This is a genomic window from Shigella sp. SIG6 (genome assembly GCF_053555815.1).
In genome coordinates this window covers 1-25,582 of sequence record NZ_JBQZXC010000032.1, presented here as the reverse complement: position 1 = coordinate 25,582, position 25,582 = coordinate 1, and the positions used below count along the sequence as shown (strand labels likewise).

Sequence of the window (25,582 nt, the reverse complement as noted above, 5' to 3'; positions counted from 1 at the left end):
GCAGTTCAGTGGGCTCGTGTTATACACGCGCTGAAATGAAGGATGGTTTCATGCCTCACACGATAAAAAAGATGAGTCTGATAGGACTCATATTGATGATCTTTACTTCCGTATTTGGATTTGCCAATAGCCCATCGGCTTATTACTTAATGGGTTATAGTGCGATTCCCTTTTATATATTTTCTGCATTGTTATTCTTTATTCCATTCGCCTTAATGATGGCTGAAATGGGAGCTGCTTATCGCAAAGAAGAAGGTGGTATCTATTCCTGGATGAATAATAGTGTCGGACCACGTTTTGCCTTCATTGGTACGTTTATGTGGTTTTCCTCTTATATCATCTGGATGGTGAGTACCTCCGCGAAAGTTTGGGTACCGTTCTCAACATTCCTCTATGGTAGTGACATGACCCAGCACTGGCGTATTGCCGGACTGGAGCCTACGCAGGTGGTTGGTCTGCTGGCAGTAGCATGGATGATTCTGGTCACCGTCGTTGCTTCAAAGGGGATTAATAAAATTGCCCGCATTACTGCGGTGGGCGGTATTGCAGTAATGTGTCTGAATTTAGTATTGCTGTTAGTAAGCATTACTATTTTGTTATTAAATGGTGGGCATTTCGCGCAGGATATTAATTTCCTTGCATCACCGAACCCGGGTTATCAGTCCGGTCTGGCAATGCTATCGTTTGTGGTATTTGCTATTTTTGCCTATGGCGGAATTGAAGCGGTTGGTGGTCTGGTCGATAAAACGGAAAATCCAGAAAAGAACTTTGCCAAAGGTATTGTTTTTGCCGCTATTGTTATTTCAATCGGTTATTCGCTGGCAATATTTTTATGGGGCGTCAGCACAAACTGGCAGCAGGTATTAAGTAATGGTTCCGTTAACCTTGGCAATATTACCTATGTGCTGATGAAGAGCCTCGGGGTGACGCTGGGTAACGCACTGCATTTGTCACCTGAAGCGTCATTGTCGCTGGGCGTATGGTTTGCGCGTATTACCGGACTTTCGATGTTCCTCGCTTATACCGGTGCGTTCTTTACGCTTTGCTATTCACCGCTGAAAGCCATCATCCAGGGGACGCCGAAAGCGTTGTGGCCGGAACCGATGACGCGCCTGAATGCGATGGGGATGCCGTCTATCGCCATGTGGATGCAGTGCGGGTTGGTTACTGTCTTCATTCTGCTGGTTTCGTTTGGTGGCGGTACCGCATCGGCGTTCTTTAACAAGCTGACGCTGATGGCGAACGTGTCTATGACGCTTCCTTACCTGTTCCTCGCGCTGGCTTTCCCGTTTTTTAAAGCACGTCAGGATCTCGACAGACCATTTGTGATTTTCAAAACGCGTATGTCGGCAATGATTGCGACGGTGGTTGTCGTTCTGGTGGTGACATTTGCGAACGTCTTCACCATTATTCAGCCTGTGGTTGAAGCCGGAGACTGGGACAGCACATTGTGGATGATTGGCGGCCCTGTCTTCTTCTCGCTGTTAGCGATGGCGATTTACCAGAACTATTGCAGTCGCATGGCGAATAAACCTGAGTTAGCTCTCGACTGATCACATGAAATCCTGCAACTCATCGTCTCTCCGGCGATGAGTTGTCAGGAAGTAATGCGTATGGATGATACTCTCCAGGGCCGGTGATAACTGAAGATGATGTTAAGCTGCTAAATGAGCCACGTTGACATCATTTGGCAGCTTCATGCATTACAAACTTCCCGCCTGACGACCTTTGCCCGCAGACGTCAGCGTTCTCCCCGTTTGTTTACCGTTGAGGCTTTCCAGACGCATCTGGAAGGGCGGGAATGGCATATCGATACCGTGGGCGTGGAAGCCTGCCAGAATCAGCTGGTGGATCTCATGGCGTAGCGGCATACGGTGACCCATCTCAGCGGCGTAAATACGCAGCTCGAAAATCTGAATCCCCTGTTGCAGATCCACCAGGAAGACTTCCGGTGCCGGGTTGTCGATCACCAGCGAGCAGCGACGCGCTGCGGTGAGCAGGATTTCCGTCACTTCTTCACTGTTGGCATCGGCAGGGGCCGGAATCGTCAACACTACGCGCGTGACCGAGTCAGAGAGCGACCAGTTGATAAACTGCTCGGTAATAAACGCCTTGTTCGGCACGATTATCTCTTTACGGTCCCAGTCGCTGATGGTGGTGGCGCGGGTGTTAATTTTTGTCACGCTACCAGTAAGATCGCGGATCGTTACCGTATCGCCAATGCGAATCGGTTTTTCGAACAGGATGATCAGGCCAGAGATAAAGTTGGCGAAAATTTCCTGCAAACCAAAACCGAGACCAACACCGAGCGCGGCAACCAGCCACTGCAATTTCGACCACTCAATACCAATCATTGAGAAGCCGACCAGCCCGCCAATCAGCATCAGCAGATATTTTGTGATGGTGGTGATGGCGTAACCCGTACCCGGCGTTAAATCCAGGTGCTGCAAAATCGCCAGTTCCAGCAGCGCGGGCAGGTTGCGCACCAGCTGCGTGGTGATGATAAATACCAGAATGGCAATCAGCACCGCACCGAGGGTAATTGGCTCCAGACTTTCTACGCCCTGTACCGTGGAGGTGACATCCCACAGCGAAATATTTTCGAGGAAGCCGAAAGCGGAATGGATTTCTGACCACAGCACAATGACCGAAAGCAGGGCGATCAACATCAAAATTGAGCGCACCAGCCGCAAGGATTGCGCACTGATGGCATCGAGATCGACTTCGCTTTCATAGACTTCAATTGCTCCTTCCGGGCTACTGTGATGATGCGCTTCCTCTTCGCCACGCGCACGTTGCGCTAACATCTCTGCCCGGCGATGCTTCGCCCGGTCAAACGCCAGCCTGCGACGCTGGATCAGCATCCAGCGGCGGATAACGTGATAAACCACCAGTAGCAGGAACCAGATGGCAACCGAGGTTTCAAGCCTCGCTAACAGTGCCTGCGCCGTTGCCAGATAACCCACCGCCGACGCCAGAATGGCAACCAGTGGTGCGCCAATCATCATGTTCCACAGCATATGGTTGGTAATGTTGTCGCCGCTGCCTTCTTTGTTGAGATACAACGGAATACCGGCTTTTTTCAGGCTTAGGGTGACCACCGCCAGCGCACCGCAAATGAGGATAAAGCAAAGCCGTCCCAGCGAACCGGAAAATTCGCGGTCGTCGAGGTTATCGAACATCATCAGCGCCATAATCAGCCCGATGCTCATCAGGTAGTAGCGCATCCCACGGGAAACACGTTCGCGCGGCCAGCCAAAATGAGCGATAAACAAGCCGTTCGGGCGGGCAAAGGTGGCGCAAATCATCACTACCCACAGCAGCGGCACGGTGGCCGTTACACCATCGCCAATCGCGACCGCCAGCGGATAAGGCCACGCCTCGCGCAAGCCGTAACCCAGCGTCATCCACAGCACCGGTAACGGTGCCGCGACGAGAATCGACCAGAAAAGAGTGCGCAACGTCAGCCAGAAGTGATCCTGAGTCACTTTGCCGACTTTCGCCGCCGAACGTTCAAGAAAACGGGTGAAATAGCGGCGCGAGTAAATACTGCAACCGACCAGAATCAACGCGCCAAACAGCGGCAAAATTGTCTCTTTGCTGGTCAGCATCATCACACTGGCTTTGCCCAACTGACTGAAGGTGTCCAGCGAAATGAGACGACGCAGATCCTGGGCGATTTCCAGCGGCCAGGCGATGGTCATCGGGCGCACGTCAGAGGTCCAGAACAGATAGCGGTGCGTTGCTTCGTTCACCTCTTTCAGCGCATCCTCCAGTTGCCCGTTGGAGACTTTCAGCTTGGTCAGTTCCAATAGTAGCGTGTCGCCACCCTGCAACAATGAGTTCAGCAACTCACGCTGAGTGCGCAGTTGTGCTTCCAGAATACGGTTTTGCTCGGCGGTCAGCGGCTGACCGTCGGCCTGATGGATTTGCCGTAGCAGCGGCTGTTTATTAAGTAAATCCTCATAACGTAACCGTTGCACACGCAACTGCGCCATTTCGGTATCAAGCTGTTGTGGTTTTGGCATTTCTGGTAGCCGTGCCACCTGCGCCCGCAGCGCTTCGCCGAGCAGGTTGGACGATCCCAGCCATTGCGACTGTTCACGCAGCGTATTCAACGCCTGCCGGACCTGTAACGTCTGGCTGGCAGCCTGACGCTGTTGCGAGGCAACGAGCTCCATCCGCTGCGCCTGTTGATTCAGCGCTGCCGATAGTTCGCGGTTAATTTTGAATTGCGCGACGATATCTTTCGGCAAATCGGCACTGTTTTCTGCCAGTAATTCGGTACTTTCCAGCGCCCGCTCCGCCTCAAGCTGACGTTGGCTATTCAACTGATTACGTAAGGCCTGCAAATACGCATCCAGTTGCTGGCTCTCTTTTTCCGCCAGCTCTGAGCGTAAGCGCGCTAATTCCTGGCGGTTATTGGCAGACAGCTGCGCCAGCTCCAGTTCATCAACGAGCGCCTTAAGACGTGCAGAGTCAGACTGCAACGCGAAATTTTGTGCCTGATTGAGCGGAGTATTGCCGGTAAGCGTTCCCAGGCGGCGCTCGATCTCATTTAACTGACGGCGGGCGTCGGTTTGCTGTTGCGGCAGTTGATTCAGCGAATCGGCAATCTCGCGGGCGCGCTCCTGCTCTTGCTGGGCCTGACGGCTTTTATCCAGCAACTGGCTGCTGACCTGGAGAATTTCCTGATTCAGCGCGTCGGTAGACATTCCCGGCGACACGCTGCGCGGCTCGTCACGCATGTTGTTTAATTGTGCGCGCAGAGTAGCGGAGAGTTTCGGATAATTATCGATAACTTGCTGATATTGTTTGATGCGCTCAAGGGAACCTTTTCGTTCCTCAAGCGCATTTAAGGCAGACTGGAGCGCCTCTACGACTTCCGGCTGTGCGGGTTTCGCCGCTTTTGCCTGCTCCAGTTCCTGAGTGATTTGTTTGCTATCGGGGGCCGTCGCGGCGTACGCCCCCCAACTGAGGCACCAGGCCATCAGAAAAGTGATAATCAGGCGCACGTCAGCGTTTCCTTTGATGGATTAGACCTGGTCTTTTTTATCGTCAACCAATGGGCTGGCGTCGTGTTCTGCTTCGATCTCTTCAGCAGGAAGTGGGGCGGGTTCAGCGTCTGGCGTAACAAAGGTTTCGGTAGATACTGCCAGCGGCTGGCCAATTTTCGTGACAGACAGGCTTTCCAGTTGCTCAACCAGATTCACTTTACCCGGTGCAAACAGGTTGATAACGGTGGAACCGAGTTTAAAGCGACCCATTTCCTGGCCTTTCAGCAGTGCCACAGAACCGTCGTTTTCCCCGGCAGGCCAGGTCCAGCGCTTGATGATACCTTCGCGCGGCGGCGTAATGGTGCCCGCCCAGACCGTCTCAATGCTGCCAACAATCGTCGCTCCGACCAGAATCTGCGCCATTGGGCCAAATTCGGTATCGAAAAGGCAAATCACGCGTTCGTTACGGGCAAACAGATTCGGCACGTTCTGAGCGGTGAGATGGTTAACGGAAAAGAGATCGCCCGGCACGTAGATCATCTCACGCAGAATACCGTTGCACGGCATGTGTACGCGATGGTAGTCACGCGGGGAGAGGTAAGTGGTCACAAACGTACCGTTGCGGAACAGGTCCGCCATCAGATAGTTGCCTGCCAGCAGGGCTTCGAGGCTGTAGTTGTGGCCTTTGGCTTGCAGGATTTTATCTTCTTCGATTTTACCCAACTGGCTGATAACGCCATCGGCAGGCATGACCAGTACATTCGGATCGGTATCGATTGGGCGTACTTCGTCACGCAGCGGACGGACAAAGAATTCGTTAAAGGTGCGGTAGCTGGCGGTGTCCGGCTTTTGCGCCTCTTTCATGTCGACCTTGTAGTATTTAACGAACAGATCGATAACCAGTTTTGTCAGCCATCCTGCCCGCTTGCTTGCGCCCCAACCCGCCAGGCGAGTAAGCCATAGTTTCGGCAGAATGTACTGTAGCGAAAGTTTAAATGAATTTAACAAGGTAGCCTCCAGGCCATTGTTTTGTCGTTCCTGATCCGGCCAACATGCCGGATCCTGAAAAAAAGGGGACGATTCTAACGACGGTTAGCTTAATTGTCAGTCATCCGTATCAGAAAAGTTTTTACGCGTTTTTACCTGCGCCATGCTTTCCAGAATACGGTGATAGTTTTCGAAACGGGTTTCCGCGATTTTCCCTTCCTCAACCGCTTCCCGGATAGCGCAGCCCGGATCGGTATCGTGTTTGCAATCGCGATATTTACACAGACCTAAATAGTCATGGAATTCGACAAAGCCCTGAGTGATTTGTTCCGGCTCCAGGTGCCAGAGGCCGAACTCACGCACACCAGGGGAATCAATCACATCACCGCCGTGCGGGAAGTGATACAGCCGAGCGGCGGTCGTGGTGTGCTGACCGAGCCCCGAGTTGTCAGAGACATCGTTGGTCAGGATCTCTTTTTGCAGCCCCAGCAACGCGTTCAGCAGGCTGGATTTACCGACGCCAGACTGCCCGGCAAAAATGCTGATGCGCCCGGTCAACGCCTCTTCCAGCGGTTTCAGCCCATCCTGAGTATGGCTGGAAACCATCAATACGCGATAACCGATGTTGCGGTAGATATCCATCTGCTCGTTGACGAACGCCATGCCTTCGTCGTCCAGCAGGTCTATCTTGTTGAGCACGATAATCGGCTCAATCTGCAAGGTTTCGCAGGCCACCAGGTAACGGTCGATAATATTGAGCGACAGCTCCGGCAAAATGGCGGAGACAATGACAATCTGGTCGATGTTGGCGGCTATGGGTTTCACGCCGTCGTAGAAATCCGGACGCGTTAACACCGAGGTGCGCTCATGCACCGCTTCCACGATCCCTTTGACATTTACGCCTTCCGCCGCCGGTTTACCCGGACGCCAGACTACGCGGTCGCCGGTTACCAGCGAACGGATGGTACGGCGAATATTGCAGCGGTGAACGTCGCCATCGGCGGATTCCACATCAGCGTGCATACCAAAGCGGCTGATGACGATACCTTCATCAGGCTCGCCAAACAGATTGTCGTCGTAGTCGGGCTTCTCCTTAGACGTTTTAAGACGACGCTGGTGATTGGCGTTCACGCGGCGCTGCTGGCCTTTGGAGAGTTTATTTTTACTCAATCGTACTGACTCCTGGTCGCCCCTGATGGGCAAAACATCTATGATACACGCAATTGTGGATCAATATAGTCACTGTGAATGGGTGGAAAATAGCATGAGTGCCAATGAAAACAACCTGATTTGGATCGATCTTGAGATGACCGGTCTGGATCCCGAGCGCGATCGCATTATTGAGATTGCCACGCTGGTGACCGATACCAATCTGAATATTCTGGCAGAAGGGCCGACCATTGCAGTACATCAGTCCGATGAACAGCTGGCGCTGATGGATGACTGGAACGTGCGCACCCATACCGCCAGCGGGCTGGTAGAGCGCGTGAAAGCGAGCACGATGGGCGATCGGGAAGCTGAACTGGCAACGCTCGAATTCTTAAAACAGTGGGTGCCTGCGGGAAAATCGCCGATTTGCGGTAACAGCATCGGACAGGACCGTCGTTTCCTGTTTAAATACATGCCGGAGCTGGAAGTCTACTTCCACTACCGTTATCTCGATGTCAGCACCCTGAAAGAGCTGGCGCGCCGCTGGAAGCCGGAAATTCTGGATGGTTTTACCAAGCAGGGGACGCATCAGGCGATGGATGATATCCGTGAATCGGTGGCGGAGCTGGCTTACTACCGCGAGCATTTTATCAAGCTGTAAAATTTTTCCTAGTCACGTAAGCGCCGGAATCCACTTGCGGCGGCGTGATTTTGACGCTAAATCGAACGTCTTGCTGATAATTTCAGCACTTGAGATAAAAACGCAAAAAAAACTTTTTTGGGGGGTTGCAGAGGGAAAGATTTCTCGTATAATGCACCTCCCGTAACGACGCAGAAATGCGAAAATTACGAAAGCAAAATTAAGTAGTACGCGGGAATAGCTCAGTTGGTAGAGCACGACCTTGCCAAGGTCGGGGTCGCGAGTTCGAGTCTCGTTTCCCGCTCCAAAATTTGAAAGTGCTGTAAGGCACAGACCACCCAAGCGGGAATAGCTCAGTTGGTAGAGCACGACCTTGCCAAGGTCGGGGTCGCGAGTTCGAGTCTCGTTTCCCGCTCCAAATTCTTCTCTCAATAAAATATCCACAGCGACGCGATGCGTTATTGCTGGTTTTTGTTGTCTCTGACAAACTCTTGTAAACAGAGTTATCCACAGCCTCAGGCTGTAATCTTAATTTCAAAGAAACTTCGCACGGTGAATGGTATTTTTTAACCTATTGATAAATAAGTTAAAAATCAAGATTCCGTTTTGTCGAGTCGATCATTTGACGATTTTATTCGTCTTGAATTGCAATGCGTTTTTATTTTTATTCACAAGCTGTGGATGAATCAGGCGTCACGCGGTAACCCTTTTTCAATCACCCGAACCAGACGCTGTTTTTTCGGCAATTGCACTTCGACTATGCACGCATTTCGTCTCTCTATTTGCTGCGCAATCGCCCACGCTATGTGCTCATCGAGAAGTGGGTGCTCACCTTTACGACTTTCCAGCGCTGTCAAAATCGTTTCATCCCAAGGGGCATTGCCTAATGCCACGGCGATATTACGCAGCCAGCGCAGGTGACCTATACGGCGAATCGCCGATCCTTCCGTGACTTTTAAAAACTTCTCTTCGCTCCAGGCAAATAACTCAATGAGTTCCGGTGCGTGTAGCGGCTTACGCGGGCTGAAATCGTCTTCTGTAGTGAGTTGCGAATAGCGATTCCACGGGCAGATAAGCTGGCAGTCATCGCAACCGTAAATACGGTTTCCCATTAACGGTCGCAACTCTTCCGGGATCGCCCCTTCAAGTTCGATGGTGAGATAAGAGATACAGCGGCGAGCATCGACGGTATATGGCTCGACGATGGCACCGGTCGGGCAAATCGTCATACAGGCCACGCATTTGCCGCATCCTTCCTCGACTGGTTGATCCACGGGCAGCGGAATATCGACCAGCAATTCGCCTAAAAAGAAGAACGAACCGGCCTCGCGATTGAGGATAAGTGAGTGCTTACCTGTCCAGCCGAGCCCAGCTTTTTCAGCTAACGGGCGCTCGAGAATAGGCGCAGAATCGACAAACGGTCTAAAATTCAGCGAAACACAATGTTGCTGAATCATCTCGCCCAGCTTTTTGAGTCGGTTGCGCAGAAGTTTGTGATAGTCACGGCCCAGCGCATAACGGCTAACATAGCCGAGTTTGGGGTTTTTCAGCGTGCTGGCAAATGCGGCGTTAGCAGGAAGGTAATTCATCCGCACGCTGATTACACGCAGCGTACCGGGTAATAACTCATGGGGGCGAGCGCGCAGCATACCGTGACGTGCCATCCAGTCCATTTCGCCGTGGTATTGTTTGTCCAGCCATGCTTGCAGTTTGGGCTCGGACTCGCTGAGATCGGTATCGGTAATACCTACCTGCTGAAAGCCCAGTTCCAGCCCCCACTGTTTAATTTTTTGCGCTAACTGATTGAGATCGAGGGGCTCTGACATGACGGACCATACAATGAAGAAAAACCCCGTAAGTATACCACACACCGTCTGGTACGCCGACGATATCCGCCGCGGAGAACGCGAGGCGGCAGATGTGCTGGGGCTCACACTCTATGAGCTGATGCTTCGCGCTGGCGAGGCCGCATTCCAAGTGTGTCGTTCGGCGTATCCTGACGCCCGCCACTGGCTGGTGCTGTGCGGTCATGGTAATAACGGCGGCGATGGCTACGTGGTCGCGCGACTGGCCAAAGCGGTCGGCATTGAGGTCACGTTGTTGGCCCAGGAGAGCGACAAACCGTTGCCGGAAGAGGCCGCGCTGGCACGCGAAGCATGGTTAAACGCGGGTGGCGAGATCCATGCTTCGAATATTGTCTGGCCCGAATCGGTAGATCTGATTGTTGATGCGCTGCTCGGTACCGGCTTGCAGCAAGCGCCCCGCGAATCCATTAGCCAGTTAATCGACCACGCTAATTCCCATCCTGCGCCGATTGTGGCGGTTGATATCCCTTCCGGCCTGCTGGCTGAAACCGGCGCTACGCCTGGCGCAGTGATCAACGCCGATCACACCATCACTTTTATTGCGCTGAAACTAGGCTTGCTCACTGGAAAAGCGCGGGATGTTACAGGACAACTGCATTTTGACTCACTGGGGCTGGATAGCTGGCTGGCAGGTCAGGAGACGAAAATTCAGCGGTTTTCGGCAGAACAACTTTCTCACTGGCTGAAACCGCGTCGCCCGACTTCGCATAAAGGCGATCACGGGCGGCTGGTGATTATCGGTGGCGATCACGGCACGGCGGGGGCTATTCGTATGACGGGGGAAGCGGCGCTACGTGCTGGTGCTGGTTTAGTCCGAGTACTGACCCGCAGTGAGAACATTGCGCCGCTGCTGACTGCACGACCAGAATTGATGGTGCATGAACTGACTATGGACTCTCTTACCGAAAGCCTGGAATGGGCCGATGTGGTGGTGATTGGTCCCGGTCTGGGCCAGCAAGAGTGGGGGAAAAAAGCCCTGCAAAAAGTTGAGAATTTTCGCAAACCGATGTTGTGGGATGCCGATGCATTGAACCTGCTGGCAATCAATCCCGATAAGCGTCACAATCGCGTGATCACGCCGCATCCTAGCGAGGCCGCACGGTTGTTAGGCTGTTCCGTCGCTGAAATTGAAAGTGACCGCTTACATTGCGCCAAACGTCTGGTACAACGTTATGGCGGCGTAGCGGTGCTGAAAGGTGCCGGAACCGTGGTCGCCGCCCATCCTGACGCTTTAGGCATTATTGATGCCGGAAATGCAGGCATGGCGAGCGGCGGCATGGGCGATGTGCTCTCTGGTATTATTGGCGCATTGCTTGGGCAAAAACTGTCGCCGTATGATGCAGCCTGTGCAGGCTGTGTCGCGCACGGTGCGGCAGCTGACGTACTGGCGGCGCGTTTTGGAACGCGCGGGATGCTGGCAACCGATCTCTTTTCCACGCTACAGCGTATTGTTAACCCGGAAGTGACTGATAAAAACCATGATGAATCGAGTAATTCCGCTCCCTGATGAGCAGGCAACATTAGACCTGGGCGAGCGGGTAGCGAAAGCCTGCGATGGCGCAACCGTAATCTATCTGTATGGCGATTTAGGCGCAGGTAAAACCACCTTTAGCCGGGGCTTTTTACAGGCTCTGGGTCATCAGGGTAATGTCAAAAGCCCCACTTATACGCTGGTCGAACCCTATACGCTCGACAACTTAATGGTCTATCACTTTGATTTGTACCGCCTTGCCGATCCCGAGGAGCTGGAGTTTATGGGGATCCGCGATTATTTTGCCAACGATGCCATCTGCCTGGTGGAGTGGCCACAACAAGGTACAGGTGTTCTTCCTGACCCGGATGTCGAAATACACATTGATTATCAGGCACAAGGCCGTGAGGCGCGCGTGAGTGCGGTTTCCTCTGCGGGTGAATTGTTGCTGGCGCGTTTAGCCGGTTAACCTTTGAAAGGTGGCGGGATGATGTATCGCATCAGAAATTGGTTGGTAGCGACGCTGCTGCTGCTGTGCACGCCGGTGGGTGCCGCGACGCTCTCTGATATTCAGGTTTCTAACGGTAATCAACAGGCGCGGATAACGTTGAGTTTTATTGGCGATCCTGATTATGCGTTTAGCCATCAAAGCAAACGCACCGTGGCGCTCGATATCAAACAAACGGGCGTGATTCAGGGACTGCCGTTGTTGTTCAGCGGCAATAATCTGGTGAAGGCGATTCGCTCTGGAACGCCTAAAGATGCACAAACGCTACGGCTGGTGGTCGATCTTACCGAAAACGGTAAAACCGAAGCGGTGAAGCGGCAGAATGGCAGCAATTACACTGTCGTCTTTACGATTAACGCCGATGTGCCGCCACCGCCTCCTCCGCCGCCCGTGGTTGCGAAACGCGTTGAAACGCCTGCGGTTGTCGCACCGCGCGTCAGCGAACCGGCGCGCAATCCGTTTAAAACGGAAAGTAACCGCACTACGGGTGTTATCAGCAGTAATACGGTAACGCGTCCGGCAGCGCGCGCGACGGCTAACACTGGCGATAAAATTATCATCGCTATTGATGCCGGACACGGCGGTCAGGACCCTGGCGCTATCGGCCCCGGTGGTACGCGGGAGAAAAATGTCACCATCGCCATCGCGCGTAAATTGCGTACTTTGCTCAATGACGATCCGATGTTTAAAGGCGTTTTAACCCGTGACGGGGATTACTTTATCTCGGTGATGGGGCGCAGTGATGTGGCACATAAGCAAAACGCCAATTTCCTCGTGTCGATTCACGCTGATGCCGCACCGAACCGCAGTGCGACTGGCGCTTCCGTATGGGTGCTCTCTAACCGTCGCGCCAACAGTGAAATGGCCAGCTGGCTGGAGCAGCACGAGAAACAGTCGGAGCTGCTGGGTGGGGCGGGTGATGTGCTGGCGAACAGTCAGTCTGACCCCTATTTAAGCCAGGCGGTGCTGGATTTACAGTTCGGTCATTCCCAGCGGGTAGGGTATGATGTAGCGACCAGTATGATCAGCCAGTTGCAACGCATTGGCGAAATACATAAACGTCGACCAGAACACGCCAGCCTTGGCGTTCTGCGCTCGCCGGATATCCCATCAGTACTGGTCGAAACCGGTTTTATCAGCAACAACAGCGAAGAACGTTTGCTGGCGAGCGACGATTACCAACAACAGCTGGCAGAAGCCATTTACAAAGGCCTGCGCAATTACTTCCTTGCGCATCCGATGCAATCTGCGCCGCAGGGTGCAACGGCACAAACTGCCAGTACGGTGACGACGCCAGATCGCACGCTGCCAAACTAAGGACGATTGATGCCAATTCAGGTCTTACCGCCACAACTGGCGAACCAGATTGCCGCAGGTGAGGTGGTCGAGCGACCTGCGTCGGTAGTCAAAGAACTAGTGGAAAACAGCCTCGATGCAGGTGCGACGCGTATCGATATTGATATCGAACGCGGTGGGGCGAAACTTATCCGCATTCGTGATAACGGCTGCGGTATCAAAAAAGATGAGCTGGCGCTGGCGCTGGCTCGTCATGCCACCAGTAAAATCGCCTCTCTGGACGATCTCGAAGCCATTATCAGCCTGGGCTTTCGCGGTGAGGCGCTGGCGAGTATCAGTTCGGTTTCCCGCCTGACGCTCACTTCACGCACCGCAGAACAGCAGGAAGCCTGGCAGGCCTATGCCGAAGGACGCGACATGGACGTGACGGTTAAACCGGCGGCGCATCCGGTGGGAACGACGCTGGAGGTGCTGGATCTGTTCTACAACACCCCGGCGCGGCGCAAATTCCTGCGCACCGAGAAAACCGAATTTAGCCATATTGATGAAATCATCCGCCGCATTGCGCTGGCGCGTTTCGACGTCACGATCAACCTGTCGCATAACGGTAAAATTGTGCGTCAGTACCGCGCAGTGCCGGAAGGCGGGCAAAAAGAACGGCGCTTAGGCGCGATTTGCGGCACCGCTTTTCTCGAACAAGCGCTGGCGATTGAATGGCAACACGGCGATCTCACCCTGCGCGGTTGGGTGGCCGATCCAAATCACACTACGCCCGCACTGGCGGAAATTCAGTATTGCTACGTGAATGGTCGCATGATGCGCGATCGCCTGATCAATCATGCGATCCGCCAGGCCTGCGAAGACAAACTGGGGGCCGATCAGCAACCGGCATTTGTGTTGTATCTGGAGATCGACCCGCATCAGGTGGACGTCAACGTACACCCCGCCAAACACGAAGTGCGTTTCCATCAGTCGCGTCTGGTGCATGATTTTATCTATCAGGGCGTGCTGAGCGTGCTACAACAGCAACTGGAAACGCCGCTACCGCTGGACGATGAACCACAACCCGCACCGCGTGCCATCCCGGAAAACCGCGTGGCGGCGGGGCGCAATCACTTTGCAGAACCGGCAGCTCGTGAGCCGGTAGCTCCGCGCTACTCTCCTGCGCCCGCCTCAGGCAGTCGTCCGGCTGCCCCCTGGCCGAATGCGCAGCCAGGCTACCAGAAACAGCAAGGTGAAGTGTATCGCCAGCTTTTGCAAACGCCCGCGCCGATGCAAAAACCAAAAGCGCCGGAACCGCAGGAACCTGCACTTGCGGCGAACAGTCAGAGTTTTGGTCGGGTACTGACTATCGTCCATTCCGACTGTGCGTTGCTGGAGCGCGATGGCAACATTTCACTTTTATCCTTGCCAGTGGCAGAACGTTGGCTGCGTCAGGCACAATTGACGCCGGGTGAAGCGCCCGTTTGCGCCCAGCCGCTGCTGATTCCGTTGCGGCTAAAAGTTTCTGGCGAAGAAAAATCGGCATTAGAAAAAGCGCAGTCTGCCCTAGCGGAATTGGGTATTGATTTCCAGTCAGATGCACAGCATGTGACCATCAGGGCCGTGCCTTTACCCTTACGCCAACAAAATTTACAAATCTTGATTCCTGAACTGATAGGCTACCTGGCGAAGCAGTCCGTATTCGAACCTGGCAATATTGCGCAGTGGATTGCACGAAATCTGATGAGCGAACATGCGCAGTGGTCAATGGCACAGGCCATAACCCTGCTGGCGGACGTGGAACGGTTATGTCCGCAACTTGTGAAAACGCCGCCGGGTGGTCTGTTACAATCTGTTGATTTACATCCGGCGATAAAAGCCCTGAAAGATGAGTGATATCAGTAAGGCGAGCCTGCCTAAGGCGATTTTTTTGATGGGGCCGACGGCCTCCGGTAAAACGGCGTTAGCCATTGAGCTGCGTAAAATTTTACCAGTAGAGTTGATAAGCGTTGATTCTGCCCTTATTTACAAAGGGATGGATATCGGGACGGCGAAGCCGAACGCTGAAGAGTTACTCGCCGCGCCGCACCGATTGCTGGATATTCGCGATCCGTCGCAGGCTTACTCGGCTGCTGATTTTCGCCGCGATGCGCTGGCGGAAATGGCCGATATCACCGCGGCGGGGCGGATCCCACTGTTAGTGGGCGGTACGATGTTGTATTTCAAGGCATTGCTGGAAGGGTTGTCGCCGCTACCGTCGGCAGACCCGGAAGTGCGGGCCAGAATTGAGCAACAGGCGGCAGAGCAAGGTTGGGAGTCATTGCATCGTCAACTTCAGGAGGTAGATCCGGTTGCGGCAGCAAGGATTCATCCAAATGATCCACAAAGGCTTTCCCGGGCACTGGAAGTTTTTTTCATTTCGGGTAAAACTTTAACGGAACTGACGCAAACGTCAGGAGACGCTCTACCGTATCAGGTGCATCAGTTCGCCATCGCCCCGGCGAGCCGTGAACTGCTCCATCAACGCATTGAGCAGCGTTTTCATCAGATGTTGGCTTCAGGTTTTGAAGCAGAAGTCCGGGCGCTTTTTGCCCGAGGAGATTTGCATACGGACTTGCCTTCCATTCGTTGCGTGGGTTATCGCCAGATGTGGTCTTACCTTGAAGGCGAAATCTCATACGATGAAATGGTTTATCGAGGTGTTTGCGCCACGAGACAGTTGGCGAAGCGGCAGATAACCTGGCTGCGTGGTTGGGAAGGGGTTCACTGGCTTGACAGTGAAAAACCAGAACAGGCGCGTGACGAAGTATTACAGGTTGTTGGTGCTATCGCAGGATGAATGTGTACAATTGAGACGTATCGTGCGCAATTTTTTCAGAATCGAAAGGTTCAAAGTACAAATAAGCATATAAGGAAAAGAGAGAATGGCTAAGGGGCAATCTTTACAAGATCCGTTCCTGAACGCACTGCGTCGGGAACGTGTTCCAGTTTCTATTTATTTGGTGAATGGTATTAAGCTGCAAGGGCAAATCGAGTCTTTTGATCAGTTCGTGATCCTGTTGAAAAACACGGTCAGCCAGATGGTTTACAAGCACGCGATTTCTACTGTTGTCCCATCTCGCCCGGTTTCTCATCACAGTAACAACGCCGGTGGCGGTACCAGCAGTAACTACCATCATGGTAGCAGCGCGCAGAATACTTCCGCGCAACAGGACAGCGAAGAAACCGAATAAGGTTTCGGGCTGTTTTTTTACACGGGGAGCCAGCGATCCTGCGTTCCCCGCTGATCTATTTAGAGGGTTATACGCTTGTTTGACCGTTATGATGCTGGTGAGCAGGCGGTACTGGTACACATCTATTTTACGCAAGACAAAGATATGGAAGACCTCCAGGAGTTTGAATCTCTGGTCTCTTCCGCCGGTGTCGAAGCATTGCAGGTGATTACCGGTAGCCGTAAAGCGCCGCACCCAAAGTATTTTGTAGGTGAAGGTAAAGCAGTTGAAATTGCGGAAGCTGTCAAAGCGACGGGTGCTTCGGTCGTTCTTTTTGACCATGCCCTGAGCCCGGCGCAAGAGCGTAACCTGGAGCGTTTGTGCGAGTGTCGTGTTATCGACCGCACCGGCCTTATTTTAGATATTTTCGCCCAACGTGCGCGTACCCATGAGGGTAAGTTGCAGGTTGAGCTGGCGCAGCTGCGCCATCTGGCTACGCGCCTGGTGCGTGGCTGGACCCACCTTGAAAGACAGAAAGGCGGGATAGGTTTGCGTGGTCCGGGTGAAACCCAGCTCGAAACCGACCGTCGTTTGTTGCGTAATCGCATCGTGCAGATACAGTCGCGCCTGGAAAGAGTTGAAAAGCAGCGTGAGCAGGGGCGGCAATCGCGTATCAAAGCCGACGTTCCTACTGTTTCGCTGGTGGGATATACCAACGCCGGTAAATCTACCCTTTTCAATCGCATCACCGAAGCGCGGGTCTACGCGGCAGACCAGTTGTTTGCCACCCTCGACCCGACGTTGCGGCGTATTGACGTTGCAGATGTCGGTGAAACCGTACTTGCAGATACCGTAGGGTTTATTCGCCACCTGCCGCACGATCTGGTGGCGGCATTTAAAGCCACGTTACAAGAGACGCGGCAAGCCACATTACTGCTGCACGTCATTGATGCGGCGGATGTGCGTGTACAAGAAAACATCGAAGCGGTGAATACGGTTCTTGAAGAGATCGACGCTCACGAGATCCCAACCCTGCTGGTGATGAACAAGATCGATATGCTGGAAGATTTCGAACCGCGTATTGATCGGGACGAAGAGAACAAACCGATCCGTGTCTGGCTTTCCGCACAGACCGGAGCGGGGATACCACAGCTTTTTCAGGCTTTGACGGAGCGGCTTTCCGGCGAGGTGGCGCAGCATACATTGCGTCTGCCACCGCAGGAAGGGCGTCTGAGGAGTCGTTTTTATCAGCTTCAGGCAATAGAAAAAGAGTGGATGGAGGAGGACGGCAGCGTAAGTCTGCAAGTTCGTATGCCGATCGTTGACTGGCGTCGCCTCTGTAAACAAGAACCGGCGTTGATCGATTACCTGATCTAGCGGCGTAGCGTCTGAAGCGTGGAGTCATATCCTCTGGCGTCGAAAGACAACAGGGATCACCGCATAACAAATATGGAGCACAAACATGGCGTGGAATCAGCCCGGTAATAACGGACAAGACCGCGACCCGTGGGGAAGCAGCAAACCTGGCGGCAACTCTGAGGGAAATGGAAACAAAGGCGGTCGCGATCAAGGGCCACCTGATTTAGATGATATCTTCCGCAAACTGAGCAAAAAGCTCGGTGGTCTGGGCGGCGGTAAAGGCACCGGATCTGGCGGTGGCAGTTCATCGCAAGGCCCGCGCCCGCAGCTTGGCGGTCGTGTCGTTACCATCGCAGCGGCAGCGATTGTCATTATCTGGGCGGCCAGTGGTTTCTATACCATTAAAGAAGCCGAACGCGGCGTGGTAACACGCTTTGGTAAATTCAGCCATCTGGTTGAGCCGGGTCTGAACTGGAAACCGACGTTTATCGACGAAGTCAAACCGGTGAACGTGGAAGCCGTGCGTGAACTGGCCGCTTCTGGTGTGATGCTGACGTCGGACGAGAACGTAGTGCGCGTTGAGATGAACGTGCAGTACCGCGTCACCAATCCGGAAAAATATCTGTATAGCGTGACCAGCCCGGATGACAGCCTGCGTCAGGCTACCGACAGCGCCCTGCGTGGAGTTATCGGTAAATACACCATGGACCGCATTCTGACGGAAGGTCGTACCGTGATTCGTAGCGATACTCAGCGCGAACTGGAAGAGACGATTCGTCCGTATGACATGGGTATCACGCTGCTGGACGTCAACTTCCAGGCTGCTCGTCCGCCGGAAGAAGTAAAAGCGGCGTTTGACGATGCGATTGCCGCGCGTGAAAACGAACAGCAATACATTCGTGAAGCAGAAGCGTATACCAACGAAGTTCAGCCGCGTGCGAACGGTCAGGCGCAACGTATCCTCGAAGAGGCGCGTGCGTACAAGGCCCAGACCATCCTGGAAGCTCAGGGTGAAGTGGCGCGCTTTGCTAAACTTCTGCCGGAATATAAAGCCGCGCCGGAAATTACTCGCGAGCGTCTGTATATCGAGACGATGGAAAAAGTGTTGGGTAACACCCGCAAAGTGCTGGTTAACGATAAAGGTGGCAACCTGATGGTTCTGCCGTTAGACCAGATGCTGAAAGGTGGTAACGCCCCTGCGGCGAAGAGCGATAACGGTGCCAGCAATCTGCTGCGTCTGCCGCCAGCCTCTTCCTCCACAACCAGTGGAGCAAGCAACACGTCGTCCACCAGTCAGGGCGATATTATGGACCAACGCCGCGCCAACGCGCAGCGTAACGACTACCAGCGTCAGGGGGAATAACGATGCGTAAGTCAGTTATCGCGATTATCATCATCGTGCTGGTAGTGCTTTACATGTCTGTCTTTGTCGTCAAAGAAGGTGAGCGCGGTATTACGCTGCGTTTTGGTAAGGTACTGCGTGACGATGACAACAAACCTTTGGTTTATGAGCCTGGTCTGCATTTCAAGATACCGTTCATTGAAACGGTGAAAATGCTCGACGCACGTATTCAGACCATGGACAACCAGGCCGACCGCTTTGTGACCAAAGAGAAGAAAGACCTGATCGTCGACTCTTACATCAAATGGCGCATCAGCGATTTCAGCCGTTACTACCTGGCAACGGGTGGTGGCGACATTTCGCAAGCGGAAGTGCTGTTGAAACGTAAGTTCTCTGACCGTCTGCGTTCTGAAATTGGTCGCCTGGACGTGAAAGATATCGTCACCGATTCCCGTGGTCGTCTGACCCTCGAAGTACGTGACGCGCTGAACTCCGGTTCTGCGGGTACAGAAGATGAAGTTACTACCCCGGCAGCAGATAACGCCATTGCCGAAGCGGCAGAGCGCGTAACGGCTGAGACGAAGGGCAAAGTTCCGGTCATCAACCCGAACAGTATGGCGGCGCTGGGTATTGAAGTTGTCGATGTGCGTATCAAGCAGATCAACCTGCCGACCGAAGTGTCTGAAGCGATCTACAACCGTATGCGCGCCGAGCGTGAAGCGGTAGCGCGTCGTCACCGTTCACAAGGTCAGGAAGAAGCGGAAAAACTGCGCGCGACTGCCGACTATGAAGTGACCAGAACGCTGGCAGAAGCTGAGCGTCAGGGCCGCATTATGCGTGGTGAAGGCGATGCCGAAGCAGCCAAACTGTTTGCTGATGCATTCAGTAAAGATCCGGACTTCTACGCATTCATCCGTAGCCTGCGTGCTTATGAGAACAGCTTCTCTGGCAATCAGGACGTGATGGTCATGAGCCCGGATAGCGATTTCTTCCGCTACATGAAGACGCCGACTTCCGCAACGCGTTAATATAACGACTGCGGTACAGGTCAATAAAGCCACCGCATCCTCAGGGATGTCGGTGGTTTTCTTTTTCTATAAGGATAATGAATGAATTCGACAATCTGGCTGGCGCTTGCCCTGGTTTTGGTACTGGAAGGTTTAGGGCCGATGCTTTACCCGAAGGCATGGAAGAAGATGATCTCTGCGATGACCAATTTGCCCGATAATATTTTACGTCGTTTTGGCGGTGGACTTGTGGTTGCGGGTGTTGTGGTCTACTACATGTTGAGGAAAACGATTGGCTGAACAAAAAACAGACTGATCGAGGCCATTTTTGAGTGCAAAAAGTGCTGTAACTCTGAAAAAGCGATGGTAGAATCCATTTTTAAGCAAACGGTGATTTTGAAAAATGGGTAACAACGTCGTCGTACTGGGCACCCAATGGGGTGACGAAGGTAAAGGTAAGATCGTCGATCTTCTGACTGAACGGGCTAAATATGTTGTACGCTACCAGGGCGGTCACAACGCAGGCCATACTCTCGTAATCAACGGTGAAAAAACCGTTCTCCATCTTATTCCATCAGGTATTCTCCGCGAGAATGTAACCAGCATCATCGGTAACGGTGTTGTGCTGTCTCCGGCCGCGCTGATGAAAGAGATGAAAGAACTGGAAGACCGTGGCATCCCCGTTCGTGAGCGTCTGCTGCTGTCTGAAGCATGTCCGCTGATCCTTGATTATCACGTTGCGCTGGATAACGCGCGTGAGAAAGCGCGTGGCGCGAAAGCGATCGGCACCACCGGTCGTGGTATCGGGCCTGCTTATGAAGATAAAGTGGCACGTCGCGGTCTGCGTGTTGGCGACCTTTTCGACAAAGAAACCTTCGCTGAAAAACTGAAAGAAGTGATGGAATATCACAACTTCCAGTTGGTTAACTACTACAAAGCTGAAGCGGTTGATTACCAGAAAGTTCTGGATGATACGATGGCTGTTGCCGACATCCTGACTTCTATGGTGGTTGACGTTTCTGACCTGCTCGACCAGGCGCGTCAGCGTGGCGATTTCGTCATGTTCGAAGGTGCGCAGGGTACGCTGCTGGATATCGACCACGGTACTTATCCGTACGTAACTTCTTCCAACACCACTGCTGGTGGCGTGGCGACCGGTTCCGGCCTGGGCCCGCGTTATGTTGATTACGTTCTGGGTATCCTCAAAGCTTACTCAACTCGTGTAGGTGCAGGTCCTTTCCCGGCCGAACTGTTTGATGAAACTGGCGAGTTCCTCTGCAAGCAGGGTAACGAATTCGGTGCAACTACGGGTCGTCGTCGTCGTACCGGCTGGCTGGACACCGTTGCCGTTCGTCGTGCGGTACAGCTGAACTCCCTGTCTGGCTTCTGCCTGACTAAACTGGACGTTCTGGATGGCCTGAAAGAGGTTAAACTCTGCGTGGCTTACCGTATGCCGGATGGTCGCGAAGTGACTACCACTCCGCTGGCAGCTGACGACTGGAAAGGTGTAGAGCCGATTTACGAAACCATGCCGGGCTGGTCTGAATCCACTTTCGGCGTGAAAGATCGTAGCGGCCTGCCGCAGGCGGCGCTGAACTACATCAAGCGTATTGAAGAGCTGACCGGTGTGCCGATCGATATCATCTCTACCGGTCCGGATCGTACTGAAACCATGATTCTGCGCGACCCGTTCGACGCGTAATTCTGGTACGCCTGGCAGATATTTTGCCTGCCGGGCTAACAGTGTGATACATTGCTGTGTCGGTTAAGCCATTACGCTATCCGACACAGTGTTAAATCCTCGCTTTTTTCCTTCCCCGAACTGAAATAAATTAGCGACACAGCTTGTGGCTGGTTTATCATCAATATAAATGTATTTTTTCCCGATTTCCCTTTTGAGGTTGATGTGCAGTTAACGAGTTTCACTGATTACGGATTACGTGCGCTGATCTACATGGCGTTATTGCCAGAAGGGCGGATGACCAGTATTTCTGAAGTGACTGACGTCTACGGCGTCTCCCGTAATCATATGGTCAAAATAATCAATCAACTTAGTCGTGCCGGCTACGTGACTGCTGTTCGTGGAAAAAATGGCGGCATTCGCCTGGGTAAACCGGCGAGTGCGATACGTATTGGTGATGTGGTGCGCGAGCTGGAGCCCTTATCGCTGGTGAATTGCAGCAGTGAGTTTTGCCACATTACACCTGCCTGTCGGTTGAAACAGGCGCTTTCTAAGGCCGTGCAAAGTTTTCTTACGGAACTGGATAACTACACGCTTGCCGATTTGGTTGAAGAGAATCAACCGCTTTATAAATTATTGCTGGTGGAGTGACGAAAATCTTCATCAGAGATGACAACGGAGGAACCGAGATGTCACAAGATCCTTTCCAGGAACGCGAAGCTGAAAAATACGCGAATCCCATCCCTAGTCGGGAATTTATCCTCGAACATTTAACCAAACGTGAAAAACCGGCCAGCCGTGATGAGCTGGCGGTAGAACTGCACATTGAAGGCGAAGAGCAGCTTGAAGGCCTGCGTCGCCGCCTGCGCGCGATGGAGCGCGATGGTCAACTGGTCTTCACTCGTCGTCAGTGCTATGCGCTGCCGGAACGCCTCGACCTGGTGAAAGGTACCGTTATTGGCCACCGTGATGGCTACGGCTTTCTGCGGGTTGAAGGGCGTAAAGATGATTTGTATCTCTCCAGCGAGCAGATGAAAACCTGCATTCATGGCGATCAGGTGCTGGCGCAGCCGCTGGGTGCTGACCGTAAAGGTCGTCGTGAAGCGCGTATTGTCCGCGTACTGGTGCCAAAAACCAGCCAGATTGTTGGTCGCTACTTTACCGAAGCGGGCGTCGGCTTTGTGGTTCCTGACGATAGCCGTCTGAGCTTCGATATCTTAATCCCGCCCGATCAGATCATGGGCGCGCGGATGGGCTTTGTGGTCGTAGTCGAACTGACTCAGCGTCCGACTCGCCGCACCAAAGCGGTGGGTAAAATCGTCGAAGTGCTGGGCGACAATATGGGCACCGGCATGGCGGTTGATATCGCTCTGCGTACCCATGAAATTCCGTATATCTGGCCGCAGGCTGTTGAGCAACAGGTTGCGGGGCTGAAAGAAGAAGTGCCGGAAGAAGCAAAAGCGGGCCGTGTCGATTTGCGCGATTTACCGCTGGTCACCATTGATGGCGAAGACGCCCGTGACTTTGACGATGCAGTTTACTGCGAGAAAAAACGCGGCGGCGGCTGGCGTTTATGGGTCGCGATTGCCGACGTCAGCTACTATGTGCGTCCGCCAACGCCGCTGGACAGAGAAGCGCGTAACCGTGGCACGTCGGTGTACTTCCCTTCGCAGGTTATCCCGATGCTGCCGGAAGTGCTCTCTAACGGCCTGTGTTCGCTCAACCCGCAGGTAGACCGCCTGTGTATGGTGTGCGAGATGACGGTTTCGTCGAAAGGCCGCCTGACGGGCTACAAATTCTACGAAGCGGTGATGAGCTCTCACGCGCGTCTGACCTACACCAAAGTCTGGCATATTCTGCAGGGCGATCAGGATCTGCGCGAGCAGTACGCCCCGCTGGTTAAGCATCTCGAAGAGTTGCATAACCTCTATAAAGTGCTGGATAAAGCCCGTGAAGAACGCGGTGGGATCTCATTTGAGAGCGAAGAAGCGAAGTTCATTTTCAACGCTGAACGCCGTATTGAACGTATCGAACAGACCCAGCGTAACGACGCGCACAAATTAATTGAAGAGTGCATGATTCTGGCGAATATCTCGGCGGCGCGTTTCGTTGAGAAAGCGAAAGAACCGGCACTGTTCCGTATTCACGACAAGCCGAGCACCGAAGCGATTACCTCTTTCCGTTCAGTGCTGGCGGAGCTGGGGCTGGAGCTGCCGGGTGGTAACAAGCCGGAACCGCGTGACTACGCGGAACTGCTGGAGTCGGTTGCCGACCGTCCTGATGCAGAAATGCTGCAAACCATGCTGCTACGCTCGATGAAACAGGCGATTTACGATCCAGAAAACCGTGGTCACTTCGGTCTGGCATTGCAGTCCTATGCACACTTTACTTCGCCGATTCGTCGTTATCCTGACCTGACGCTGCACCGCGCCATTAAATATCTGCTGGCGAAAGAGCAGGGGCATCAGGGCGACACCACTGAAACCGGCGGCTACCATTATTCGATGGAAGAGATGTTGCAACTGGGTCAGCACTGTTCGATGGCGGAACGTCGTGCCGACGAAGCAACGCGCGATGTCGCTGACTGGCTGAAGTGTGACTTCATGCTCGACCAGGTAGGTAACGTCTTTAAAGGCGTAATTTCCAGCGTCACTGGCTTTGGCTTCTTCGTCCGTCTGGACGACTTGTTCATTGATGGTCTGGTCCATGTCTCTTCGCTGGACAATGACTACTATCGCTTTGACCAAGTAGGGCAACGCCTGATGGGGGAATCCAGCGGCCAGACTTATCGCCTGGGCGATCGCGTGGAAGTTCGCGTCGAAGCGGTTAATATGGACGAGCGCAAAATCGACTTTAGTCTGATCTCCAGTGAACGCGCACCGCGCAACGTCGGTAAAACGGCGCGCGAGAAAGCGAAAAAAGGCGATGCAGGCAAAAAAGGCGGCAAGCGTCGTCAGGTCGGTAAAAAGGTAAACTTTGAGCCAGACAGCGCCTTCCGCGGTGAGAAAAAAACGAAGCCGAAAGCGGCGAAGAAAGACGCGAGAAAAGCGAAAAAGCCATCGGCGAAAACGCAGAAAATAGCCGCAGCGACCAAAGCGAAGCGTGCGGCGAAGAAAAAAGTGGCAGAGTGATCAATACCCTCTTTAAAAGGAGAGGGTTAGATTGCTGACAAAATGCGCTTTGTTCATGCCGGATGCGGCGTGAACGCCTTATCCGGCCTACATAATCACGCAAATTCAATATATTGCAGAGATCATGTAGGCCGGATAAACGTAGTGCATCAGGCAAAACGTAAACAACGAGTACATTAATGAGCGAAATGATTTACGGCATCCACGCAGTGCAGGCCCTGCTGGAGCGCGCCCCTGAACGTTTTCAGGAAGTCTTTATTTTAAAAGGCCGTGAAGATAAACGTCTGTTACCGCTGATTCACGCCCTTGAGTCTCAGGGCGTGGTTATCCAGTTGGCAAACCGCCAATATCTCGACGAGAAAAGCGACGGTGCCGTGCATCAGGGCATTATCGCCCGCGTGAAGCCAGGACGTCAGTATCAGGAAAACGATCTGCCGGATCTGATCGCTTCGCTCGATCAACCGTTCCTGCTGATCCTCGACGGCGTAACCGATCCGCACAACCTCGGCGCGTGCCTGCGTAGTGCGGACGCCGCAGGCGTTCATGCGGTGATTGTGCCGAAAGATCGCTCCGCACAGCTCAACGCTACGGCGAAAAAAGTAGCCTGCGGCGCGGCAGAAAGCGTTCCGCTGATTCGGGTGACTAACCTTGCGCGCACCATGCGTATGTTGCAGGAAGAGAATATCTGGATCGTCGGTACGGCAGGCGAGGCGGATCATACACTCTATCAGAGCAAAATGACCGGACGCCTGGCGCTGGTGATGGGCGCGGAAGGTGAAGGTATGCGTCGCCTGACCCGTGAACATTGCGATGAGTTGATCAGCATCCCAATGGCAGGAAGTGTTTCTTCCCTGAACGTTTCGGTTGCAACCGGAATTTGCTTATTTGAAGCGGTTCGTCAGCGCAGCTAGTTCCTCTGAATTATGAAAAGCCATCCAGATTTGGATGGTTTTTT

Annotated in this window: 21 protein-coding genes and 2 tRNA genes; 19 read left to right on the top strand and 4 right to left on the bottom strand. The window is 53.4% G+C overall.

Translation table 11 applies throughout. The annotated features are described in order from the left end of the window. The first annotated feature begins 50 nt into the window (after positions 1-50). Positions 51-1,553: a glutamate/gamma-aminobutyrate family transporter YjeM gene (yjeM, locus tag ACUU1M_RS07975; protein WP_001300174.1), complete on the top strand. Its 1,503-nt coding sequence runs from the start codon at positions 51-53 to the stop codon at positions 1,551-1,553. A gap of 150 nt (positions 1,554-1,703) precedes the next feature. On the opposite strand, the gene mscM is transcribed toward yjeM, so the two are convergent. From mscM to rsgA, 3 genes are all read right to left on the bottom strand, one after another. Next, the gene (gene mscM / locus ACUU1M_RS07970; RefSeq protein WP_001236852.1) at positions 1,704-5,015 is read right to left on the bottom strand and encodes a miniconductance mechanosensitive channel MscM; all 3,312 of its coding nucleotides are present in this window, start codon (positions 5,013-5,015) and stop codon (positions 1,704-1,706) included. Between the two features lie 21 nt (positions 5,016-5,036). Beyond that, positions 5,037-6,005 (bottom strand): archaetidylserine decarboxylase, encoded by a 969-nt coding sequence (gene asd / locus ACUU1M_RS07965; RefSeq protein ID WP_000934920.1) that lies wholly within the window; start codon positions 6,003-6,005, stop codon positions 5,037-5,039. Positions 6,006-6,101: 96 nt separating this feature from the next. Continuing rightward, a complete protein-coding gene (gene rsgA, locus ACUU1M_RS07960) occupies positions 6,102-7,154 on the bottom strand; it encodes a small ribosomal subunit biogenesis GTPase RsgA (RefSeq protein WP_000041970.1) in 1,053 nt (350 codons plus the stop codon). A gap of 94 nt (positions 7,155-7,248) precedes the next feature. On the opposite strand from rsgA, the gene orn reads away from it, so the two are divergent. The 4 genes from orn (at position 7,249) to ACUU1M_RS07940 (ending at position 8,477) form a co-directional block, all read left to right on the top strand. Further along, the gene (gene orn, locus ACUU1M_RS07955; protein WP_005072282.1) at positions 7,249-7,794 is read left to right on the top strand and encodes an oligoribonuclease; all 546 of its coding nucleotides are present in this window, start codon (positions 7,249-7,251) and stop codon (positions 7,792-7,794) included. Between the two features lie 210 nt (positions 7,795-8,004). Beyond that, a tRNA-Gly gene (locus ACUU1M_RS07950) sits at positions 8,005-8,080 on the top strand. A 35-nt stretch (positions 8,081-8,115) separates the two neighbouring features. Further along, positions 8,116-8,191: transfer RNA gene (locus tag ACUU1M_RS07945), tRNA-Gly, on the top strand. Positions 8,192-8,423: 232 nt separating this feature from the next. Next, complete coding sequence (locus ACUU1M_RS07940) at positions 8,424-8,477, top strand: hypothetical protein (RefSeq protein ID WP_010723271.1); 54 nt, start codon at positions 8,424-8,426, stop codon at positions 8,475-8,477. Here ACUU1M_RS07940 and queG read toward each other — a convergent pair. Next, complete coding sequence (queG, locus tag ACUU1M_RS07935) at positions 8,460-9,599, bottom strand: tRNA epoxyqueuosine(34) reductase QueG (protein WP_001294213.1); 1,140 nt, start codon at positions 9,597-9,599, stop codon at positions 8,460-8,462. The genes ACUU1M_RS07940 and queG overlap by 18 nt on opposite strands. Here queG and nnr point away from each other — a divergent pair. The 14 genes from nnr to rlmB all read left to right on the top strand — a co-directional run bounded on the left by nnr (position 9,598) and on the right by rlmB (position 25,538). Next, positions 9,598-11,145: a bifunctional ADP-dependent NAD(P)H-hydrate dehydratase/NAD(P)H-hydrate epimerase gene (gene nnr / locus ACUU1M_RS07930; RefSeq protein WP_000129532.1), complete on the top strand. Its 1,548-nt coding sequence runs from the start codon at positions 9,598-9,600 to the stop codon at positions 11,143-11,145. The genes queG and nnr overlap by 2 nt on opposite strands. After that, positions 11,117-11,578: a tRNA (adenosine(37)-N6)-threonylcarbamoyltransferase complex ATPase subunit type 1 TsaE gene (tsaE, locus tag ACUU1M_RS07925; protein WP_000981977.1), complete on the top strand. Its 462-nt coding sequence runs from the start codon at positions 11,117-11,119 to the stop codon at positions 11,576-11,578. The genes nnr and tsaE overlap by 29 nt, the downstream gene beginning before the upstream one ends. A gap of 18 nt (positions 11,579-11,596) precedes the next feature. After that, positions 11,597-12,934, top strand: a complete 1,338-nt coding sequence (gene amiB / locus ACUU1M_RS07920; RefSeq protein WP_000990326.1) for an N-acetylmuramoyl-L-alanine amidase AmiB — start codon at positions 11,597-11,599, stop codon at positions 12,932-12,934. Positions 12,935-12,943: 9 nt separating this feature from the next. Continuing rightward, positions 12,944-14,791, top strand: a complete 1,848-nt coding sequence (gene mutL / locus ACUU1M_RS07915) for a DNA mismatch repair endonuclease MutL (protein WP_001122490.1) — start codon at positions 12,944-12,946, stop codon at positions 14,789-14,791. Continuing rightward, entirely contained in the window at positions 14,784-15,734 is a 951-nt protein-coding gene (gene miaA, locus ACUU1M_RS07910) for a tRNA (adenosine(37)-N6)-dimethylallyltransferase MiaA (RefSeq protein ID WP_001280345.1), read from the top strand. Before mutL ends, miaA begins: the two co-directional genes overlap by 8 nt. Positions 15,735-15,819: 85 nt before the next feature. Beyond that, on the top strand, positions 15,820-16,128 hold the full coding sequence (gene hfq / locus ACUU1M_RS07905) for an RNA chaperone Hfq (protein WP_001051883.1): 309 nt from the start codon (positions 15,820-15,822) through the stop codon (positions 16,126-16,128). A 75-nt stretch (positions 16,129-16,203) separates the two neighbouring features. Continuing rightward, on the top strand, positions 16,204-17,484 hold the full coding sequence (gene hflX, locus ACUU1M_RS07900; RefSeq protein WP_000460360.1) for a ribosome rescue GTPase HflX: 1,281 nt from the start codon (positions 16,204-16,206) through the stop codon (positions 17,482-17,484). A gap of 85 nt (positions 17,485-17,569) precedes the next feature. Continuing rightward, complete coding sequence (hflK, locus tag ACUU1M_RS07895; protein WP_000312488.1) at positions 17,570-18,829, top strand: FtsH protease activity modulator HflK; 1,260 nt, start codon at positions 17,570-17,572, stop codon at positions 18,827-18,829. A 2-nt stretch (positions 18,830-18,831) separates the two neighbouring features. Next, the gene (hflC, locus tag ACUU1M_RS07890; RefSeq protein WP_001232412.1) at positions 18,832-19,836 is read left to right on the top strand and encodes a protease modulator HflC; all 1,005 of its coding nucleotides are present in this window, start codon (positions 18,832-18,834) and stop codon (positions 19,834-19,836) included. A gap of 81 nt (positions 19,837-19,917) precedes the next feature. Then, positions 19,918-20,115, top strand: a complete 198-nt coding sequence (locus ACUU1M_RS07885; protein WP_001089295.1) for a DUF2065 domain-containing protein — start codon at positions 19,918-19,920, stop codon at positions 20,113-20,115. A 103-nt stretch (positions 20,116-20,218) separates the two neighbouring features. After that, a complete protein-coding gene (gene purA / locus ACUU1M_RS07880; RefSeq protein WP_000527949.1) occupies positions 20,219-21,517 on the top strand; it encodes an adenylosuccinate synthase in 1,299 nt (432 codons plus the stop codon). A gap of 204 nt (positions 21,518-21,721) precedes the next feature. After that, a complete protein-coding gene (gene nsrR, locus ACUU1M_RS07875; RefSeq protein ID WP_001177629.1) occupies positions 21,722-22,147 on the top strand; it encodes a nitric oxide-sensing transcriptional repressor NsrR in 426 nt (141 codons plus the stop codon). Between the two features lie 38 nt (positions 22,148-22,185). Continuing rightward, positions 22,186-24,627 carry a ribonuclease R gene (gene rnr, locus ACUU1M_RS07870; RefSeq protein ID WP_000076306.1) on the top strand — a complete coding sequence of 814 codons (2,442 nt, stop codon included), beginning with the start codon at positions 22,186-22,188 and terminating at the stop codon, positions 24,625-24,627. 179 nt (positions 24,628-24,806) lie between these two features. Then, entirely contained in the window at positions 24,807-25,538 is a 732-nt protein-coding gene (gene rlmB / locus ACUU1M_RS07865) for a 23S rRNA (guanosine(2251)-2'-O)-methyltransferase RlmB (protein ID WP_001293282.1), read from the top strand. Positions 25,539-25,582 lie beyond the last annotated feature (44 nt).

Coding starts and splice junctions, on each gene's coding strand:
- yjeM (WP_001300174.1), top strand. CDS start 51: ATGCCTCACACGATAAAAAAGATGAGTCTGATAGGACTCATATTGATG.
- orn (WP_005072282.1), top strand. CDS start 7,249: ATGAGTGCCAATGAAAACAACCTGATTTGGATCGATCTTGAGATGACC.
- nnr (WP_000129532.1), top strand. CDS start 9,598: ATGACGGACCATACAATGAAGAAAAACCCCGTAAGTATACCACACACC.
- queG (WP_001294213.1), bottom strand. CDS start 9,599: ATGTCAGAGCCCCTCGATCTCAATCAGTTAGCGCAAAAAATTAAACAG.
- tsaE (WP_000981977.1), top strand. CDS start 11,117: ATGATGAATCGAGTAATTCCGCTCCCTGATGAGCAGGCAACATTAGAC.
- amiB (WP_000990326.1), top strand. CDS start 11,597: ATGATGTATCGCATCAGAAATTGGTTGGTAGCGACGCTGCTGCTGCTG.
- mutL (WP_001122490.1), top strand. CDS start 12,944: ATGCCAATTCAGGTCTTACCGCCACAACTGGCGAACCAGATTGCCGCA.
- miaA (WP_001280345.1), top strand. CDS start 14,784: ATGAGTGATATCAGTAAGGCGAGCCTGCCTAAGGCGATTTTTTTGATG.
- hfq (WP_001051883.1), top strand. CDS start 15,820: ATGGCTAAGGGGCAATCTTTACAAGATCCGTTCCTGAACGCACTGCGT.
- hflK (WP_000312488.1), top strand. CDS start 17,570: ATGGCGTGGAATCAGCCCGGTAATAACGGACAAGACCGCGACCCGTGG.
- hflC (WP_001232412.1), top strand. CDS start 18,832: ATGCGTAAGTCAGTTATCGCGATTATCATCATCGTGCTGGTAGTGCTT.
- ACUU1M_RS07885 (WP_001089295.1), top strand. CDS start 19,918: ATGAATTCGACAATCTGGCTGGCGCTTGCCCTGGTTTTGGTACTGGAA.
- purA (WP_000527949.1), top strand. CDS start 20,219: ATGGGTAACAACGTCGTCGTACTGGGCACCCAATGGGGTGACGAAGGT.
- rnr (WP_000076306.1), top strand. CDS start 22,186: ATGTCACAAGATCCTTTCCAGGAACGCGAAGCTGAAAAATACGCGAAT.
- rlmB (WP_001293282.1), top strand. CDS start 24,807: ATGAGCGAAATGATTTACGGCATCCACGCAGTGCAGGCCCTGCTGGAG.